Source organism: Streptomyces typhae (assembly GCF_009755605.1).
GTDB classification, from domain to species: domain Bacteria; phylum Actinomycetota; class Actinomycetes; order Streptomycetales; family Streptomycetaceae; genus Streptomyces; species Streptomyces typhae.
On the sequence record NZ_WPNZ01000012.1, the window covers coordinates 89,242 to 106,572 of the forward strand.

The window sequence follows — 17,331 nt, forward strand, 5'->3', positions numbered from 1 at the left end:
CCCGCCGCCTACCGCCAGGGCTCGGAGACGGTACGCAGCGTGGCCGCGGTGGCCACGGCCGCGGTGACGGCCTCGTGGCCCTTGTCCTCCGTGGAGCCCTCGATGCCCGCGCGGTCGAGGGCCTGCTCCTCGGTGTCGCAGGTGAGCACGCCGAAGCCGATGGGCACACCGCTGTCGACGGACACCTGGGTGAGGCCCTGCGTCACGCCCTGGCACACGTACTCGAAGTGCGGGGTGCCGCCGCGGATGACGACGCCGAGCGCCACGATGGCGTCGTACCCGCGGCCGGCGAGGACCTTGGCGACGACGGGCAGCTCGAAGCTGCCCGGCACGCGGAGCAGCGTCGGCTCGTCGATGCCGAGCTCGTGCAGGGCGCGCAGCGCGCCGTCGACGAGGCCGTCCATGACCTTCTCGTGCCACAGGGCGGCGACGACGGCGACCCGCAGGTCGCCACAGTTCTTCACGCTCAGTTCGGGGGCACCCTTGCCGCTCACGCGCTTCTCCTAGAAATCTGCTGAGATCTGCTGAGGTCTGATTCGGATGACGGATACGGATGGTGGTACGCGGTACGGATGGTGGTACGCGGCCACCGGTCCACTGGTCTACGGGGCTACTGATTGCCGCAGGCCGACATGTCGGGGGTGTCGAGCCAGGGCAGGTCGTGGCCCATGCGGTCCCGCTTGGTGCGCAGGTAGCGCAGATTGTGCTCGCCGACGGTGACCGGCATGGGCTCGCGTGCGGTGACCTTCAGGCCGTGCCGGGCGAGGGCGTCGACCTTGTCCGGGTTGTTGGTGAGGAGCCGCAGGCTGCGGACGCCGAGGTCCTCCAGGATCTGGGCGCCTGCGCCGTAGTCGCGGGCGTCGGCGGGCAGGCCGAGTTCGAGGTTGGCGTCCAGGGTGTCGCTGCCGCGCTCCTGGAGTTCGTAGGCGCGCAGCTTGGAGAGCAGGCCGATGCCCCGTCCCTCGTGGCCGCGCAGATAGACGACGACGCCGCGCCCCTCGTCGGTGATGCGCCGCATCGACTCGTCGAGCTGCGGCCCGCAGTCGCAGCGCAGGGAGTGGAAGACGTCGCCGGTCAGGCACTCGGAGTGGACGCGCACGAGCACGTCGTCGCCGGTGCCGATGTCGCCGTGCACCAGGGCGACGTGCTCGACGCCGTCGGCGGTGGAGCGGTAGCCGTACGCGGTGAACTCGCCGAACGTCGTGGGCAGCCGGACCTCGGCCTCGCGGCGCACGGTGGGCTCGGCGGTGCGGCGGTAGGCGATCAGGTCCTCGATGGAGATGATCGTCAGGCCGTGCCTGCGGGCGAACGGGATCAGCTCGGGCAGTCGCAGCATCCGGCCGTCCTCACCGGCGATCTCCACGATGGCGCCCGCGGGCCGCAGCCCCGCGAGCCGGGCGAGGTCGACGGCGGCCTCGGTGTGGCCGTCGCGCACCAGGACGCCGCCCTCCTTCGCGCGCAGCGGGAAGATGTGGCCGGGCCTGACGAAGTCGCCCGCGGCGGCCTTCCCGCCGGCCAGGAGCTGGAGGGTGGTGGCGCGGTCGGCGGCGGAGATGCCGGTGGTGACGCCGTGCGCGCCGCTCGCGTCGACGGAGACGGTGAAGGCCGTGCTCATCGACTCGGTGTTGTTCTCCACCATCTGCGGGAGCTGGAGCCGGTCGAGCTCACCGCCCTCCATGGGGGCGCAGATCAGGCCGCGGCACTCGCTCATCATGAAGGCGACTATTTCGGGCGTCGCCTTCTCGGCGGCGATCACGAGGTCGCCCTCGTTCTCGCGGTCCTCGTCGTCGACGACCACGACGGGGCGTCCGGCGGCGATGTCACGGATCGCCATCTCGACCGGGTCGAGGCAGAGGTCCTCGGTGTTGTCGGCCGTGTAGTAGGCCGGGCGCGCGGGCGCCTCGTCCAGGGGGGCGGGGGTCTGGTGGGCGGTCATGCCGGGGCTCCTTCCAGAGCGGGCTGCTGGGGCCCGGCGGTCTGCCGCGAGCGCAGCCACCAGTCGCGCATGCCCCACAGGACGAGGGCGAGATAGACGACGTACACGAGACCGGAGAAGGCGAGGCCGCTGGAGAACGCCAGGGGCACGCCCACGAGGTCGACGAGCAGCCAGGCGAACCAGAACTCGACGAGGCCGCGGGCCTGGGCGACCATCGCGGCGAGCGTGCCGACGAAGATGTAGGCGTCCGGCCAGGGGTTCCAGGAGAGGTCGGGCACGGCGGTGAAGAGCGTGCCGACCGCGAGGGTGCCGACGGCGGTGGAGCCGAGCAGGAGGCCGCGCTCCTTCCAGGTGGCGAAGCGCACGGCGATGGTGCCGTCCTGCGCGCGGCGCGTGCCCCGCGTCCACTGCTGCCAGCCCCAGACGGCGACGCCGATGACGAGGAGCTGCTTGCCGACTCCGCCGGAGAGCTGCGCGGAGGCGTACGCGGCGACGAGGACGACGCCGGACAGGAACTGCGCGGGCCAGGTCCACACCGAGCGGCGCCAGCCGAGGGCGAGGGCGATCAGGCCGATGGTGTTGCCGACCATGTCGGACCACATGATGTGCTGGCCGAAGGCGGCGAAGGCCTCGGCGTTCAGCCAGTCGAAGCCGCTCATCGCCCGGCCTCCCCGGCGGGGACCGCGGCGCGGGCGCCGAGCAGCCGCTCGACGTACTTGGCGATGACGTCGACCTCCAGGTTGACCGGGTCGCCGGGCTTCTTGACGCCGAGCGTGGTCAGGGCGAGCGTCGTGGGGATCAGGCTGATGGTGAAGTAGTCGGGACCGGCGTCGACGACGGTCAGGCTCACGCCGTCGACGGTGATGGAGCCCTTCTCGACCACGTAGCGGGCCAGTCCGCCGGGCAGGGAGACCTTGACGATCTCCCAGTTCTCGGAGAGCTCGCGCTCGACGATGGTGCCGGTGCCGTCGACGTGTCCCTGCACGATGTGTCCGCCGAGGCGGTCGCCGACGGCCGTCGGGCGTTCCAGGTTGACCTTCGAGCCGGGCACGAGCGCGCCGAGGCTGGACCGGTCGAGCGTCTCGGCCATGACGTCGGCGGTGAACTCGTCGCCGTCGTGTTCCACGACCGTCAGACACACCCCGTTCACGGCGATGGAGTCGCCGTGCTTCGCGCCGTCGGTGACGACGGGGCCGCGCAGACGGAAGCGGGACGCGTCGTGCAGGTTCTCCACTGCGGTGACCTCGCCCAGCTCTTCGACGATTCCGGTGAACACTCAGTGCTCCTTCGTTCCGTGTGCGGTTCCGGGTGCGGTTCCGTGGGTGGCTCCGGCCGGGCCCGCGTGGGCCGCGACGGTCGCGGTGACGCGCAGATCGGGTCCGAGCGCGACGCACTCGCGCACGTCGAGGCGCAACGCTTCGGTGAGGGTGGTGATTCCGCCGCCGGTGAGGGCGGTGGGACCCGCGCCGAGCAGCGCGGGCGCGAGGTAGCCGACGACGCGGTCGACGGCGCCCGCGGCCACGAAGGCCCCGGCGAGGGTCGGGCCGCCTTCGAGGAGCACGGACCGCACTCCGCGGGCGTGCAGGGCGGCGAGCAGCGCGGCCACGTCGAGCCCGCGGCGGGCGGCCGGTTCGGCGCCGGCGCTCGCGTCCCCGTACGGGATTTCCGGGCCCTCGGAGGCGGCGTAAGGCAGCCGCACCGTCTCGACGCCGGGCAGGTCCGGGGCGTCCTCCGCGATCGCCACCAGCGTGGGCGCGGCGTCGTCCAGGACGCGGGCGCCGGGGCGCACGGCGGTGCCGCGGGTGTCGACGACGACCCGGAGGGGCTGGGGGACGGCGCCCTCGGCGAGGAGCGGCCCGCGCACCGCCAGGTGGGGGTCGTCGGCGCGCTGGGTGCCGGAGCCGACGACGACGGCGTCGCACTCGGCGCGCAGCCGGTGCACGTCGGCGCGGGACTCCGCGGAGCTGATCCAGCGGCTGGTGCCGTCGGCGGCGGCGACACGGCCGTCGAGGGTGGCCGCGTACTTCCAGGTGACGTGGGGGCGGCCGGAGCGGACCGAGGTCAGCCAGGCGGCGTTGCCGGTCTCGGCCTCCTCGGCGAGCAGCCCCGACTCGACGTCGACGCCGGCCGCGCGCAGGGTGGCCGCGCCGCCGGTGGCGTCCGGCGTGGGGTCGCCGACGGCGAACACCACGCGGGCGATCCCGGCGTCGAGGAGCGCCCGGGCGCAGGGGCCGGTGCGGCCGGTGTGGTTGCAGGGTTCGAGGGTGACGACGGCGGTGCCGCCGCGGGCCTTGTCGCCGGCCGCGCGCAGCGCGTGCACCTCGGCGTGGGGTCCGCCCGCACGCTGGTGGTAGCCCTCGCCGACGGTCTCTCCGGCGGCGTCGAGAACGACGCAGCCCACGACCGGGTTGGGGCTCGTGAAGCCGAGTCCGCGCGCGGCGAGCGCGAGAGCGCGCCGCATGGCGGTCGTTTCGGCTGCGGTGGCCACCGGGTCCTCCTGCCTCTTCGGGCACGGACTCCGGGGCTCGTCGATGACATGACACCGACACGTACGAACGGGTACACCGGCGCCAACGCTGACCGCCGGGGTCGCCGACGCCGAAAGAGACCGGTTCGCCACGGGAACCGAGCCACTACGACGAGGCGACGCACATGCATATATGTGCCCGCTCGCCGCGCACTGCCTCCCATCCGGACTTTCACCGTCGGTCCAGGAATTTCACCTGGTCAACCGACCGCTGGAGGCGGCCGGGTCGCGGACTGTAACCGCCGGTTCGGAATTGCACCGACCCCGGAGTGCGCTGCTACTGGTACGCAACCAGTGTGCCACGCCTGGTCACGGCCGCGCGGACGAGATTCTGTGGGCTGGCTCACAGGCCCCGCCCTCCGGGCCCCCGAGCCGGGTCGCACTCCGGAAATGGCCAGAAATCTCCGCCCTGATGCGCGAGGGACCGCTCGAAGCGGTTTGGTCCGTACCTATTGACGCACTGGTCTAGTCCTTTTAACGTCTGCGTCACTCCGAGGAGAGGCCCGGCCGGTGTGCGCACACCGTGGGCCGCCGACATCCCTTCGCTGTGCGACACCGAGCCTCCCCAGGAGGAACCGACGTGCCCACCCCCACCCGAGCGAGAGCCACGCTCCTGGCAGCCGGCGCCGCGGTCGCCGGTCTCCTGATGAGCACTCTGGCCGCGACGACCTCGCACGCCGCCGACGACTCGTCCTGCAGGCCCGACGGCCTGTATCAGACGCCCGGCGTGGACGTCCCCTACTGTTCCGTGTACGACGCCGACGGCCGCGAGAAGATGGGCGCCGACCACCAGCGCCGCGTCATCGGCTACTTCACCGGCTGGCGCACCGGCAAGAACGGCGAGCCCGCCTACCTGGCGTCCGACATCCCCTGGGACAAGGTCACCCACCTCAACTACGCCTTCGCGCACATCGGGAGCGACAACAAGATCTCCGTGGGCGGTGACGGCGAGAAGAACGCCGCCACCGGCATGACCTGGCCGGGAGTCGCGGGCGCGGAGATGGACCCCGCGTACTCCTACAAGGGTCACTTCAATCTCCTGAACAAGTTCAAGAAGAAGCACCCGAACGTGAAGACCCTGGTGTCCGTCGGCGGCTGGGCGGAGACCGGCGGCTACATCGGCGACGACGGCAAGCGCGTCAACTCCGGCGGCTTCTACTCCATGGCCACCAAGGCGGACGGCTCGGTCAACCAGGCGGGCATCGAGACCTTCGCGGACTCCACCGTCGACTTCATCAAGAAGTACGGCTTCAACGGCGTCGACATCGACTACGAGTACCCGACGACGATGAAGGACGCGGGCAACCCGCTGGACTGGCAGCTCGCCAACGCCCGCCGCGCGGGCCTGGTCAAGGGCTACGCCGTCCTCATGAAGACGCTGCGCGAGAAGCTCGACCGCGCCGGCGCCGCCGACGGCAAGCACTACATGCTCACGGTCGCCGCGCCCTCGTCCGGCTATCTGCTGCGCGGCATGGAGACCTTCCAGGTCCAGAAGTACCTGGACTACGTCAACATCATGTCGTACGACCTGCACGGCGCCTGGAACGAGTACGTCGGCCCGAACGCCTCCCTGTACGACGACGGCAAGGACGCGGAGCTCGCGGCCGCCAACGTCTACGGCAGCCAGCAGTACGGCGGGATCGGCTACCTCAACACCGACTGGGCCTACCACTACTTCCGCGGCTCGATGCCGGCCGGCCGCATCAACATCGGCCTGCCGTACTACACCCGCGGCTTCAAGAACGTGCAGGGCGGCACGGACGGCCTGTGGGGCAAGGCGGCAGCGACCACCTGCCCGGCCGGTTCCGGGCTCACCAAGTGCGGTGACGGCGCCGTCGGCATCGACAACCTGTGGCACGACAAGGACGACAACGGCAAGGAGTCCCCGGCGGGCTCCAACCCGATGTGGCACGCCAAGAACCTGGAGAAGGGCGTCGTCGGGGACTACGTGACGAAGTACGGCTTCCCCGCCGACACCAAGCTCAGCGGCACCTACGCCCGCAAGTACGACTCGACGCTGGTCGCGCCCTGGCTGTGGAACGCCGAGAAGAAGGTCTTCCTGTCCACCGAGGACGAGCAGTCGGTGAAGGCCAAGGCCGACTACGTGGTCGACAAGGGCATCGGCGGCACGATGGTGTGGGAGCTCGCGGGCGACTACAGGTTCAACTCCGCCAAGGGCCAGTACGAGATCGGCGACACGCTGACCACGGCGATGTACGAGAAGTTCAAGTCGGCGGCGCCGTACGGCGCGAAGGTCGCGGGCAAGGACCTGCCGACCAAGGCCGTGAACATCGGTGTCGAGTTCGGCGACTTCAAGCTCGGCGACTCCAACTACCCGATCACGCCCAAGCTGAAGATCACCAACAACACGAAGACGACGCTGCCCGGCGGCACGGAGTTCCAGTTCGACTACGGGACCTCGGCTCCCGCCAACGCCTCCGACCAGTCCGGCTTCGGCACGAAGGTGATCAGCACCGGTCACACGGGCAACAACGTCGGCGGTCTGAAGGGCGACTTCCACCGGGTCTCGCTGAAGCTCCCGGCCTGGCAGACGCTGGCGCCCGGCGCCTCGGTCGACCTGTCCTTCAACTACTACCTGCCGGTCTCCACGCCGTCGAACTGGACGGTGAACATCGGCGGCACGACCTACGCGCTCGCCGGTGACCTGGCCCGCGGCACGACCGTGGTCGAGCCCGGCTCGGGCGGCCCCGGCCCCACCGACCCGCCGGGACCGACGGACCCGCCCGGCAAGTGCACCGCGCCGGCCTGGAGCGCGACGTCGGAGTACGGCTCGGGGACGACCGTGTCCCACAAGTCGCACAACTGGAAGTCCAAGTGGTGGACGAAGGGCGAGGAGCCCGGCTCCACCGGACAGTGGGGTGTCTGGCAGGACCTGGGCGCCTGCTGACCCCGCAGCGGTGACCACCGGCGACCACCCGGCGGTCCCCCATGAACGCCCGGCGGCGGGTTGACGTGCCCTTGCCCCGCCGTCGGGCTCCCAGCCCGGCTCGGCCCGGCCGCCTCCCGGCGGCCGGGCCGCAGCACGTTCCGCCACCGCCCCGGAGCGGCGCGTACGCTCCCGGTGTCACATTCCAGCGGGCTCGGCCGGTCCCTCCGATGACGGGCGCCGCCGAGGCGCCCGCGAGCGACGAGGGAGTTTCTGCGATGACCACCATCCTGGTGACCGGCGGCACCGGCACGCTCGGGCGGCTCGTCGTCGCGCGGCTGCGCGCGGACGGACACGAGGTACGGGTGCTGAGCAGGCACGCGCAGCCCTACGCCGTGAACCTGCTGGACGGCGCGGGCCTGGACGCGGCGCTGGCGGGCGTCGACACCGTCGTGCACTGTGCCAGCAGCCCGCGCGGCGGCGACGAGCGGGCGGCCCGGAACCTGATCGCCGCGGCGCGCCGCGCGGACGTGGCGCATCTGCTCTACATCTCGATCGTCGGCGTGGACCGGGTGCCGCTCGGCTACTACCGCGCGAAGCTCGCCGTGGAGCGGCAGGCCGAGCAGTCCGGGCTCGGCTGGACGGTGCTGCGCGCCACCCAGTTCCACGACCTGGTCGCGACGCTGGTGCGGGGCCTGGCCAGGCTGCCCGTCGTGCTCGTCCCCGCGGGCGTGTCCGACCAGCCCGTGGAGGTGGCCGAGGTGGCGGACCGACTGGCGGAGCTCGCGGCCGCGCCGCCCGCCGGACGTGTCCCCGACATGGCGGGTCCCGAGGTCCGCACCTTCACCGATCTGGCCCGCGCCTACCTGAAGGCGACCGGCCGCCGCCGTCCGGTGCTGCGGGTGCCCCTGGCCGGCCGGACGTACCGGGGCCTGCGCGCGGGCGGGCACCTGGCGCCGGACCGGGCGGTGGGGAAGGGCACGTTCGAGGAGTACCTGGCGCGGACGGTGGGCGTCGGGCGCGGGCGTGCGGGAACGGGCGGGACCGGCGGCCACACCAAGGCGGACGGAGGCGCGTAGCCACTCCGGGCACCCCGCCCGCCGACGCCCGGCACCGAGCGCCGCACACCCCGCGACCCGCCACCGAACCGGCCCCTCTCCCCCGGGAGGACATCGGCCTTCCCCGGTAGGACATCAGCCTCCCCCGGGAGGACATCGGCCTCCCCAGGAGGACATCCGCCCCCCCAAGAGGACATCCGCCCCCCCAGGAGGCCATCGGCCCGCACCGCCCGCTCACGCCCCCGGCGAGAACACCTCATCCTGAGCCGCGTCCCGCGCCGTGAGCAGGGCGCCCCGCAGCACCGCCGTGCCGCCGAGCGCGGTGGCCCGTACCTCGGTGCGGAGCGGGGACATCGCCGCGAGCCGCGCGCCGACGCGGTCCGCGAGCGCCTCGCCGCCCGCGCGGCCCAGCTCCCCGCCGAGGACCACGCAGCCGGGGTCGAGGACGGCGGCCACGGAGGCCGCGGCGACGGCCACGCGGTCGGCGAGGGCGTCCAGGAACGGGGCGTGGTCCATCTCGACCGCGCGGCGCACGCACGCGGCGGCAGGCAGCTCCTGCGGTCCGGGCATGGCCTTCAGGCCGTGGTCGGCGGCCAGTTCCTCGACGGCTCCCGAACCGGCGAGCGAGTGGAAGCCGCCGTCGCACGCGGTAGCGGAGGGCAGTCCGCCGGTGCCCGGCACGGGCAGGAAGCCGATCTCGCCGGCGCCGCCGGAGGCACCGCGGCGCAGGACGCCGTCGAGGACGACGGCGGCGCCGGTGCCCGCGCCGAGCCAAAGGAGCACGAACGTGTCGTGGTCCCGCGCGGCGCCGTCCCGCTGCTCCGCGCGGGCGGCGAGGTTGGTCTCGTTCTCCACCAGGACGCGTGCCGGGAGCCGTGCGGTGAGGGCGGCCACGAGGCGTCGGTGCCAGGTGGGCAGGGAGGTGAAGTCGCGCAGGTCACCGGTCGCCGGGTCGATGAGGCCGGGGGCGCCGACGCCCACTGTGTGCAGCCTGCTCGCCCCGCCCGCGCGGGCCGTGCGCTCGACGAGGGCCACGGCCCGCTCCACGGCGGCATCCGGCCGGATGCCGCCGTCTATCGGCAGGGACGCCTCCGCGAGCTGCGCGCCGAGCAGATCGGCGACGACCACCGACACGCCCTCGGTGCGGACGTCGAGCGCGGCCAGATGGGCCCGGTCGGCGACTATCCCGTACAGCCGGGCGTTCGGACCGCGGCGCCGCTCCCCCGTCTCGCCCACCACGGTGATCAGGCCGGAGCCCTGGAGGCGTTCGACGAGGTCGGCGACGGAGGGCCGGGACAGGCCGGTGAGCTGCTTCAGCTGCCCCGCCGTCAGCGGACCCTCGTGCTGCAGCAGACGCAGCGCGAGCCGGTCGTTGATGGCCCGTGCGGTGCTCGGTGATGCGGGCATGGCGGGATCCTTCCACAGCGCCGGCGCCGCCCGGGACCGCCCGCCCTCCGCGGGGGCCGGACACATCACGGCGCGAAATCAGTTCCCTGGGCCTCTTCTATCAGGCAGGGTTCCTGATAGTTTACTGCGCGTTCCGGTGCCGGGACCGTGTGAGGGGTGGAGTGGATGAGCGAACAGGGCCCGCAGGGCCAGCAGGTCTACAGCAAGGAGCAGGTGCGGCGGGCGCGGATCGTCATCGCCGTCATCTTCTGCGTGCACGGTTCGGTCGCGGGGTCGTTCGCGACCCGGGTGCCGTGGATCCAGGACCACGCGGACGTCAGCGCGGGCATGCTCGGCCTCGCGCTCGCCTTCCCCGCGATCGGCGCCTCCGTGGCGATGCCCCTCGCGGGCTGGTTCAGCCACCGCTTCGGGGCCCGCGCGGCGCTGCGCGGACTGCTCGCGATGTGGACCCTCGCGCTGGTCCTGCCCTCCCTCGCGCCGAACCTGGGCACGCTGTGCGCGGCGCTGTTCGTGTACGGCGCCACCTCCGGCATGTCGGACGTGGCGATGAACGCGCTGGGCGTGGAGATCGAGAACCGGATGGACAAGTCCATCATGTCGGGCCTGCACGGCATGTGGAGCGCGGGCGCCCTGATCGGTTCTGCGGGCGGCACCGTCGCCGCGCATCTGGGTACGGACGCCCGGGTGCACCATCTGTTCGCCGCGGCCGTGCTCACCACGGTCGGGCTCGTGGCCTGCCAGGGCGTACTCGACCTGCGCAGCGCGCCCGACGAGGAGCCGCCGCCGCGCTTCACCCTGCCGCCCAGGTCGGCGCTGCTCATCGGCGCGGTCGGCTTCTGCGCGGTGTTCGCGGAGGGCGCGAGCCTCGACTGGTCGGCGGTCTACCTCAAGGACGTGCTCGACTCGTCGGCGGGCCTCGCCGCGGCCTGCACCACCGGCTTCACGCTGACCATGGCCGTCGCCCGGTTCGCGGGCGACAAGGTGGTGGACCGGTTCGGGTCGGTGCGCACGGTGCGGGTGGGCGGTGGGCTCGCGGCCCTCGGCGGACTGCTCGTGGTGCTTGCGCCGCATCCGGCCGTGGCCATGACCGGCTTCGCCCTGATGGGGCTCGGCATCGCGGTGGTCGTGCCGCTGGCGTTCGCCGCCGCGGGCCGCGCGGGCCCCAACCCCAGCCAGGCCATCGCGGGCGTCGCCACCATCACGTACACGTCGAGCCTCATCGCGCCGTCCGCGATCGGCACCCTGGCCGACGCGACCAGCCTGGTGGTGTCCTTCGGCCTGGTGACCGTGCTCGCCTTCGGGCTCGTGGCGTTCGCGGGCGTACTGCGCACCGACGGGCGGCCCGCGGTGCAGCCGAACGTTGACGAGGCGGTGACCCCGGTGAACCGCAAGACCTGACCGCTCGCCCCCCCCGGGCGGCAGCGCGGGCGGGCGGGTGCCGGGGAGAAGCCGCACTGATGTCGCATTAACATGTCGACGCTGCTCGTCGACATGACGACACAGCGCCGTCACGACGGCACCGGCGCCCTGTGCGGGCCAAGGCGCCTCGTGACGGCACCGGCGTCCCCACGACGGCACCGCTCGTCCCGCGCACAGAAAGCGAACTCACCATGGATCTCGGCGTGCGCTGGAGACTGCACGGCGACGGGCGCACCCCCGCGCCCGGAGCCGTCGTCCGCCCCGACGAACGGCTCTCCTGGCCCCGGACCTTCGGGCTCGGCGCCCAGCATGTGGTGGCGATGTTCGGGGCGTCGTTCGTCGCTCCGGACGTACATCGCTAGGTGGGCCAGGGCTTCGCCCAGTGCCACGCGTCACAGAGAGCGCGGATGTGAGTCATCCATCCGTAAACTTGAAAGTGTGACGCCAATGGTTCCTGCACCTGCCCCGATACGACTGCGGCCCGATAACACTGACGTGCCAGGCACGTTCCGGCGCAAAAAGCGCGGAATCATCTACGTCCGCGTCTCCGTCGCTCGGCCCGACATGATAAGCCCTGAACTTCAAGTGGGCCACGCTCAGCAGTTGGCAGATGCCAACGACATCGACGTCGTTCTAGAGCCGATCATGGATCTGGGCGAGTCTGGGCGCGGCTTCGAAGAGCGCAAAATCGAGGACATCAAGGAGATGGCCCGGAACCGCGAGTTCGATGTCTTGATTCTGTGGATTTGGTCGCGTTTCGGGCGAAACCTTAAGGAGTCTCTCCAACATCTTGACGACCTCATGGCTTACGGCATCGAGGTGCGCGCTGCTCGTGAGGACTTCGACGGAAAGACCACCATCGGGCGATTTGCCATCGCTCAGATGCTCAACATCGCTGAGCTGGAGTCCAACCAGAAGTCGGATCAGTGGAAGGACGCGATCGAAAGTCGCAAGATCAAGGGCCTCCCGCACGGTGGGGGCACGCGTGGCAGGTTTGGCTACTATCGGTGCGACTCGTGCCCTCCTCCGGAGAAGGGGGAGCCTATGGAGAAGTGCCCGAACTGCAAGGAAGGGGTACTCAAACTCGACGAGCGTCAGCGCTCATACCGGGCTATCTATCGGCGCCTCTACGAAAGCTACGCGATCGACCAAGTTTCGACACGTAGCCTCGTCCTGTGGCTGCGGCAGCAAAAAATCGTGAACTGGACCGGTAGAGAGATTGACGCCGGCGATCTGTATTCGATCCTCGATTCAGGTTTCGCTCTAGGATTCGTTCGCTACACGCTTCCAGAGGAGAAACACAAGGTCATCACCCGGGACGATGGAACCACGAAGATCGTGCGGAAGAGCGCACACCGGGACATCACCGCGTTTCTGTACTACAAGGGTAAGCACGAAGCTATCTACGAAGACGAAGTGCAGTGCGAGCGGATATGGGATGCGTACGTTGCGCGACGTCTTGCGGGGCGGGACAGTGACAAAAAGAATCACGACCATTCAGCGAAGTACTCCGTCTCTGGCTCACTGACGTGCCCGGGTTGCGGCTACAAGATGCACTCATACCTGAGGGCTAAGAAAGTTCAGCGTCCATGGATAAATGGTAATCCTGACCCCTTCGACATCCTGTTCCGCTGCACGCGACACATGAAGTTCAAAGACTGCCCCACGAACGGCGTGTACGTCACTCTGCAGGTTGCCGAGGAATCGGTGAAAGAATGGCTCGCCGAACAGGCAGAGTCCGACCCTGAGGGCGCTGCCACCGTGCCGGCGCGCATCGCGCAGGTGCAGGCCGCAAAGTCAAGCGACGACGGGTACGGCGATGACCAGATCCGCCTCCAGGGCATAGAGCACGACCTCAAAAAGGTCCGAGCCAGGGAGGACCAGCTTACCGAAGCTGTTCTGGATGAATTGATCAGCAAGGACGCCGCACGTCGGAAAAGGGCGGAGCTTGAGACAGAAAAGAGCGCCCTCCAAATGGAGGGCGCCCAGATCAAAAGGCGTCTGGCGGAGACGCCACAGATCATTGATAAGCCTGAAGCCAGTGCTTTTTCTTCAGTCCTAGCGCTTTGGGACGTAGCAGATCACGCAGACCGCAGACGGATGCTGAGGAAGGTACTACGAGAGATCAGGGTGAACCGAGGCAGGGACCCAAAGACGAAATGTGTGATGTGGCCTTTGTGGGTACCTCCTCCGCCAAAGTCAAAGGACCTCACGCTAGGGGCTTAGTCTTTTCGTCGCCTCGCTTCAGTACATCGGCGTACTTCACGGTCAGCTCGGCAATCAGCTGCCACAAAGCATCCATACAGTCTTCCTGAGTGATGACGGCGGTATCTCGATCCAAGAGATTCCTTGAGATGCATAAAAGGCCCCCTCTAAGGAGGGGGCCTTCTGACTATTTCCGGAGAGTCGACAGTACGCTAAGCGGGGGCTTCCCTACTGCTCAGCCTCGTCCTCCAGCGACGCATCCCTGATGAGGGCAGCCACGGTGTCCGCCAGCATCTCGGCCTTCCAGAAGTCGCCAGCCATCTCTTCGGCCATGCGGTACGGGACGCCGGCCGCGGTAGCAGACTTCAGGATGTCTCCGGACAGGACGGCGATGCCAGCCGCGTATTCGCCTCGCTTGACCAAGTTGGCAAGGGCCATCTCACTTTCGAGCTGCGCCATGAGGGTTTCGGCCTCGTTCTTCTCGTTCATTCGATCCTTTCCGCCTCTTGGTCTGTTGCGCAATCGGCGCAGAGCCAGCTAGCTACGCCATCCCAGTCGTAGAACTGGGTGTCGTCCGTATTCTGACAGCAATGGCAGTCGTCGCCGCCATCTTGCACATACGTGCACTCGTCCACGTACATCGATTTAGGACACCACGAATGCGACGGGGATAGGACCAGAAGCCTGATATTTCTCGTCCCATCCCCGGCTGTTCTTTTCGACATGCGATTCGGCCGGGTTGTATACGTAGTCCCGGCAGCAGCCGCACCCGGGGTCTGGGACAATCACCGGAACGTCACCGAATTCCTTCATGGTCCGCCCGGCATCGGCTATGAGTTCGCTCAGCTTCATTCGCTCTCCTAGTGCTTGCTGTCTTCGAGGTCCAGGACCGAGCCCCACGACCGGTCTCCGATCTCACCGTCAGCGGGAATCAACAGGCCCTTGAACGTGAACTCCATGATCCGGGCCGCCTTCTCGGTCAGCTCGGCAGCCCGCTCCCTCGGGAAGGAAAAGACAATCTCGTCGTGCACCGGTAGGCGCATCCAGGGAGTGAAGCCGGCAGCGTGAAGGTGCAGGATTGCTCGCGCCGTTATATCCCGGGCAGTTGACTGGATGTAATAGTTGAGCGCCGAGTAGAGACGTCTCCGGTCTACAGGCAGACGTCGGTCTGTCGCGGTGTAGATGTATCCCGTCCGCCGCGCATCGCCCTTCAGCTTTTCAGCGAACTTGGCGACACCAAGATAGGTGCACCAGAAGGCTTCAACAGCCCGCTTCGCATCTTCCTCAGGCACGCCGAATCCATCTGTGACAGCGCGCCACGTGCCTCCGAATCCGATAGCGAAGTTGGTGCCCTTACCCGCTGCCCGCTTGCTGTGCTTCTTCTGACCTGGCTCCATAGGGCCGAATGCGGCTATGGCTGTGATGTTGTGCAAATCCTCATCCGCGTGGAACGCTTCAAGCATCACCGGGTCATTCGAGGCTGAGGCCATAACCCGCAACTCCATATTTCCGAAGTCAATAGACACGGTCACGTGTCCCTCTTCAGCTATGAACGAATGCCGCACATATCCGTCCTTAGCCGGGAACGTCTGTGCCGCAATGGCTCCCGAGATGGAGTAACGGGCTGTCCTGGCACCCAGGGTATTCATTGACGCGTGTACGCGCCCCTGAGAGTCCATGCCGTTAATGGCGGCTTCAAACCAGGTCTTTCGCCATTTCGCGGCCTTGGTTGCCTTCTTGACAGCCTCGGACAGTGGGTGATCGATGGAGTCCAGTACTTCGGAATCAACCGACAGGTTGCCCTTCTTTGTTTTCTTCGTGAGCTTGAAGCCGAGGCGATGAAAAGCCTCAATCAGTTGCTTGTCGGAGTTGATGTTCTCAACCCACTGACTTGCGACCCCGACCCACTGCTCTTCCTCGGCCTTCAACTCGGCGATACGCATCGCTGCGTACTCGGCATCAACGAGGTAGCCCGTCCGCTCCATCAGGGCTGTAACGTGTGCGAGGCGGTGCTCCCACCCAATCAGGCCACTCGCCCGTGAGCGCGCCGGCACCTTGGGCATGAGGACGTGCAGCAGCCGGTATGCCCAGATCGGGTCAGTGCCTGCGTAGAGAAGGTATTCTTCGTCCCACGTTTCGACCAGTGGCCAAATCTCTGCCTTCTTGACTTTGTACCGCTTGGCTATGGAAGCCATCGAGCCCTTAACCTCGCTGGCCGCGACGGGGTCGATGTAGTACTTCACTAGCTCTTCGAGCTTGGCTCCTGGCCCGAACTCCTTGACGCCCCTAGGGTCAACGAGATGGGCGAAGATCTTCGTGTCAAGCATCTTTGGCGCCAGCTCTTCGAGAGTGACCCCGAGAGTCCGTTCGCTGACGTGCTGATCAAAGGTTCCGTTGTGAGCGATCAGCCTTTCGGCTTTACGAAGCGCCCAGATGGCAGCGGCCTTGAACTGAGCGTTGACCTCCACTGGGAGAACCCAACTCTCCACCCCGTTGCCGAACTGGGCTAGGCGGATACGGAATCCGCGATCAGAGTTCCACCAGTCCAATCCGGTACTTTCCGTATCGAATCCGAGGACAGGGTTTGCTTCGATGAAGTCGATAAAACGGTCAAGGTCCCAAGAAGTTTCCGCGACGTTGATTCGCAATATCTGTCGCCTGAACTTGTAATGCAGGACCTTCACTCATCCTCCTCAGACAGGTATGATCTCGTACTTCACAGAAACAATTTCGCTTGGATCGTCGAGATACGCGTCAGGAAATTCCACAAAAGGGTTCTCCCGTTCGTCGAACTCGGCCGCCTGGGCTACCGTCTCGGCATCCGGGTAATGCTCCAGGTCTGGGATGTACTCCGTGATTACGGTGATGCGGATCTTCTCGGCCATCAGCGGCCTGCCTTTCGTCCGATAGCCACGAGAGCGCAGAACACTGAAACGGCGCCCAGAATGAAGCCGAGCAGAAGAACGCTAAGAAGGTCAGCCGGGTCGTACACTAGAGCTCCTTGCAAACATGGTCTGGGACTACTGAGACGAGATCGTGCAGGGTGATTTGATTTCCCTCGCAGCAGGCGCACCCGCCTACGGCGATTACCTCACTGCACAGAATGCAGGAGAGTTCGGCTCCGCCGTTGTCCAACCCTTCAACCAGGACATCATTGAGGTTGATCACGGTTTTCGCCAGGTGAGTAGGTAGATGCCGTACCCGAGGACTGCGCCTATAAGGAAGAAGATCGGGTTGCTCACTTCCCATCCCTCGTTGCACATCTGACAGGGACTTCCGCCGCTCCAGAAAGCCCCCGCGTCACGCAAGGGACGTATGCACGGCAGGCAACTGCGCTACCGATGAGGAGGCCAATCGTGGCGGCGTACGCGATGTACTTCAATGTTGCTCCCACGGAAAATGGGGGGCCAGAATCTTCCCTGGCCCCCCATCAACGTCGCGCTACTTGTTTGCCTTGAACGAGCCGTCCTTCTGCTTCCACAGCGGCTCGCACTTGCCTCCGTCAGGCCCGTCGCAGAAGAGGGCCGTCCAGTTGGCCTTTGACACGAGTGACCGGCCGTGGGGGCAGTCGTCCCCGACAGTCCTCGGGGTGGCGGTGTCCTGCTCAACCCGACCGTTGTTGAGCCGCTTCGGCGCGGCGCCGGCGCCCTGGTCACCAGCACCGCCCTTGTACTGGCCGCGGAAGTACTCGGCCGCCTTGGGGGTGAGCTCCATGAGCCCCTCGGCCTTGAGTGCAGTCAGCAGCTCGGCGCCGCGCTGAGCGGTCTCCTTGGCCTCGTGGCCGCTGACGCGGGAAGTCATCCACTCGGCTCCGTGGGCGCCGTTGGCCTTGAGGGTGAAGCCGATCTCGAAGGGCGCAGGTCCGGTAGGAGCAGAGGGCACAGGCGATTCC

General features: G+C 68.0%; 14 protein-coding genes, 1 pseudogene and 1 riboswitch. Of the genes and pseudogenes, 5 read left to right on the forward strand and 10 right to left on the reverse strand.

What is annotated here, in order from left to right; translation table 11 throughout:
• Positions 1–8: 8 nt before the first annotated feature.
• From ribH to ribD, 5 genes are all read right to left on the reverse strand, one after another.
• Positions 9–494: a 6,7-dimethyl-8-ribityllumazine synthase gene (ribH, locus tag GPA10_RS22145; RefSeq protein WP_058851926.1), complete on the reverse strand. Its 486-nt coding sequence runs from the start codon at positions 492–494 to the stop codon at positions 9–11.
• Between the two features lie 116 nt (positions 495–610).
• Positions 611–1,936: a bifunctional 3,4-dihydroxy-2-butanone-4-phosphate synthase/GTP cyclohydrolase II gene (locus tag GPA10_RS22150; protein WP_058851925.1), complete on the reverse strand. Its 1,326-nt coding sequence runs from the start codon at positions 1,934–1,936 to the stop codon at positions 611–613.
• Positions 1,933–2,595, reverse strand: a complete 663-nt coding sequence (locus tag GPA10_RS22155; protein WP_058851924.1) for a nicotinamide mononucleotide transporter family protein — start codon at positions 2,593–2,595, stop codon at positions 1,933–1,935. The genes GPA10_RS22150 and GPA10_RS22155 overlap by 4 nt, the downstream gene beginning before the upstream one ends.
• Positions 2,592–3,212 (reverse strand): riboflavin synthase, encoded by a 621-nt coding sequence (locus GPA10_RS22160; RefSeq protein ID WP_058851923.1) that lies wholly within the window; start codon positions 3,210–3,212, stop codon positions 2,592–2,594. The genes GPA10_RS22155 and GPA10_RS22160 overlap by 4 nt, the downstream gene beginning before the upstream one ends.
• Positions 3,213–4,424 carry a bifunctional diaminohydroxyphosphoribosylaminopyrimidine deaminase/5-amino-6-(5-phosphoribosylamino)uracil reductase RibD gene (ribD, locus tag GPA10_RS22165; protein WP_343041212.1) on the reverse strand — a complete coding sequence of 404 codons (1,212 nt, stop codon included), beginning with the start codon at positions 4,422–4,424 and terminating at the stop codon, positions 3,213–3,215. It lies immediately after the preceding gene.
• Positions 4,425–4,609: 185 nt separating this feature from the next.
• Positions 4,610–4,740, reverse strand: a riboswitch (FMN riboswitch).
• 303 nt (positions 4,741–5,043) lie between these two features.
• Here ribD and GPA10_RS22170 point away from each other — a divergent pair.
• Together GPA10_RS22170 and GPA10_RS22175 are read left to right on the forward strand one after the other, a co-directional pair.
• The gene (locus GPA10_RS22170) at positions 5,044–7,371 is read left to right on the forward strand and encodes a chitinase C-terminal domain-containing protein (protein WP_343041213.1); all 2,328 of its coding nucleotides are present in this window, start codon (positions 5,044–5,046) and stop codon (positions 7,369–7,371) included.
• A gap of 257 nt (positions 7,372–7,628) precedes the next feature.
• A complete protein-coding gene (locus tag GPA10_RS22175; RefSeq protein WP_157167024.1) occupies positions 7,629–8,429 on the forward strand; it encodes an SDR family oxidoreductase in 801 nt (266 codons plus the stop codon).
• A 213-nt stretch (positions 8,430–8,642) separates the two neighbouring features.
• Here GPA10_RS22175 and GPA10_RS22180 read toward each other — a convergent pair whose 3' ends face one another.
• On the reverse strand, positions 8,643–9,815 hold the full coding sequence (locus GPA10_RS22180; protein ID WP_157167025.1) for an ROK family transcriptional regulator: 1,173 nt from the start codon (positions 9,813–9,815) through the stop codon (positions 8,643–8,645).
• 165 nt (positions 9,816–9,980) lie between these two features.
• On the opposite strand from GPA10_RS22180, the gene GPA10_RS22185 reads away from it, so the two are divergent.
• From GPA10_RS22185 to GPA10_RS22195, 3 genes and pseudogenes are all read left to right on the forward strand, one after another.
• The gene (locus GPA10_RS22185; protein WP_157167026.1) at positions 9,981–11,213 is read left to right on the forward strand and encodes an MFS transporter; all 1,233 of its coding nucleotides are present in this window, start codon (positions 9,981–9,983) and stop codon (positions 11,211–11,213) included.
• A 212-nt stretch (positions 11,214–11,425) separates the two neighbouring features.
• Positions 11,426–11,581 (forward strand): annotated as a pseudogene (locus GPA10_RS22190) (nitrate reductase); the annotation flags it as partial.
• 148 nt (positions 11,582–11,729) lie between these two features.
• Entirely contained in the window at positions 11,730–13,460 is a 1,731-nt protein-coding gene (locus tag GPA10_RS22195) for a recombinase family protein (protein WP_157167027.1), read from the forward strand.
• 207 nt (positions 13,461–13,667) lie between these two features.
• Here the strand turns inward: GPA10_RS22195 and GPA10_RS22200 are convergent, their stop codons facing one another.
• The 4 genes from GPA10_RS22200 to GPA10_RS22215 form a co-directional block, all read right to left on the reverse strand.
• Entirely contained in the window at positions 13,668–13,928 is a 261-nt protein-coding gene (locus tag GPA10_RS22200) for a hypothetical protein (protein WP_157167028.1), read from the reverse strand.
• Positions 13,929–14,299: 371 nt separating this feature from the next.
• Positions 14,300–16,123 (reverse strand): DNA polymerase, encoded by a 1,824-nt coding sequence (locus GPA10_RS22205; protein WP_343041214.1) that lies wholly within the window; start codon positions 16,121–16,123, stop codon positions 14,300–14,302.
• 9 nt (positions 16,124–16,132) lie between these two features.
• Complete coding sequence (locus GPA10_RS22210) at positions 16,133–16,324, reverse strand: hypothetical protein (RefSeq protein WP_157167029.1); 192 nt, start codon at positions 16,322–16,324, stop codon at positions 16,133–16,135.
• A 556-nt stretch (positions 16,325–16,880) separates the two neighbouring features.
• Positions 16,881–17,321, reverse strand: coding sequence for a hypothetical protein (locus GPA10_RS22215; protein WP_343041215.1), 441 nt, complete (start codon positions 17,319–17,321; stop codon positions 16,881–16,883).
• Positions 17,322–17,331: the final 10 nt, after the last annotated feature.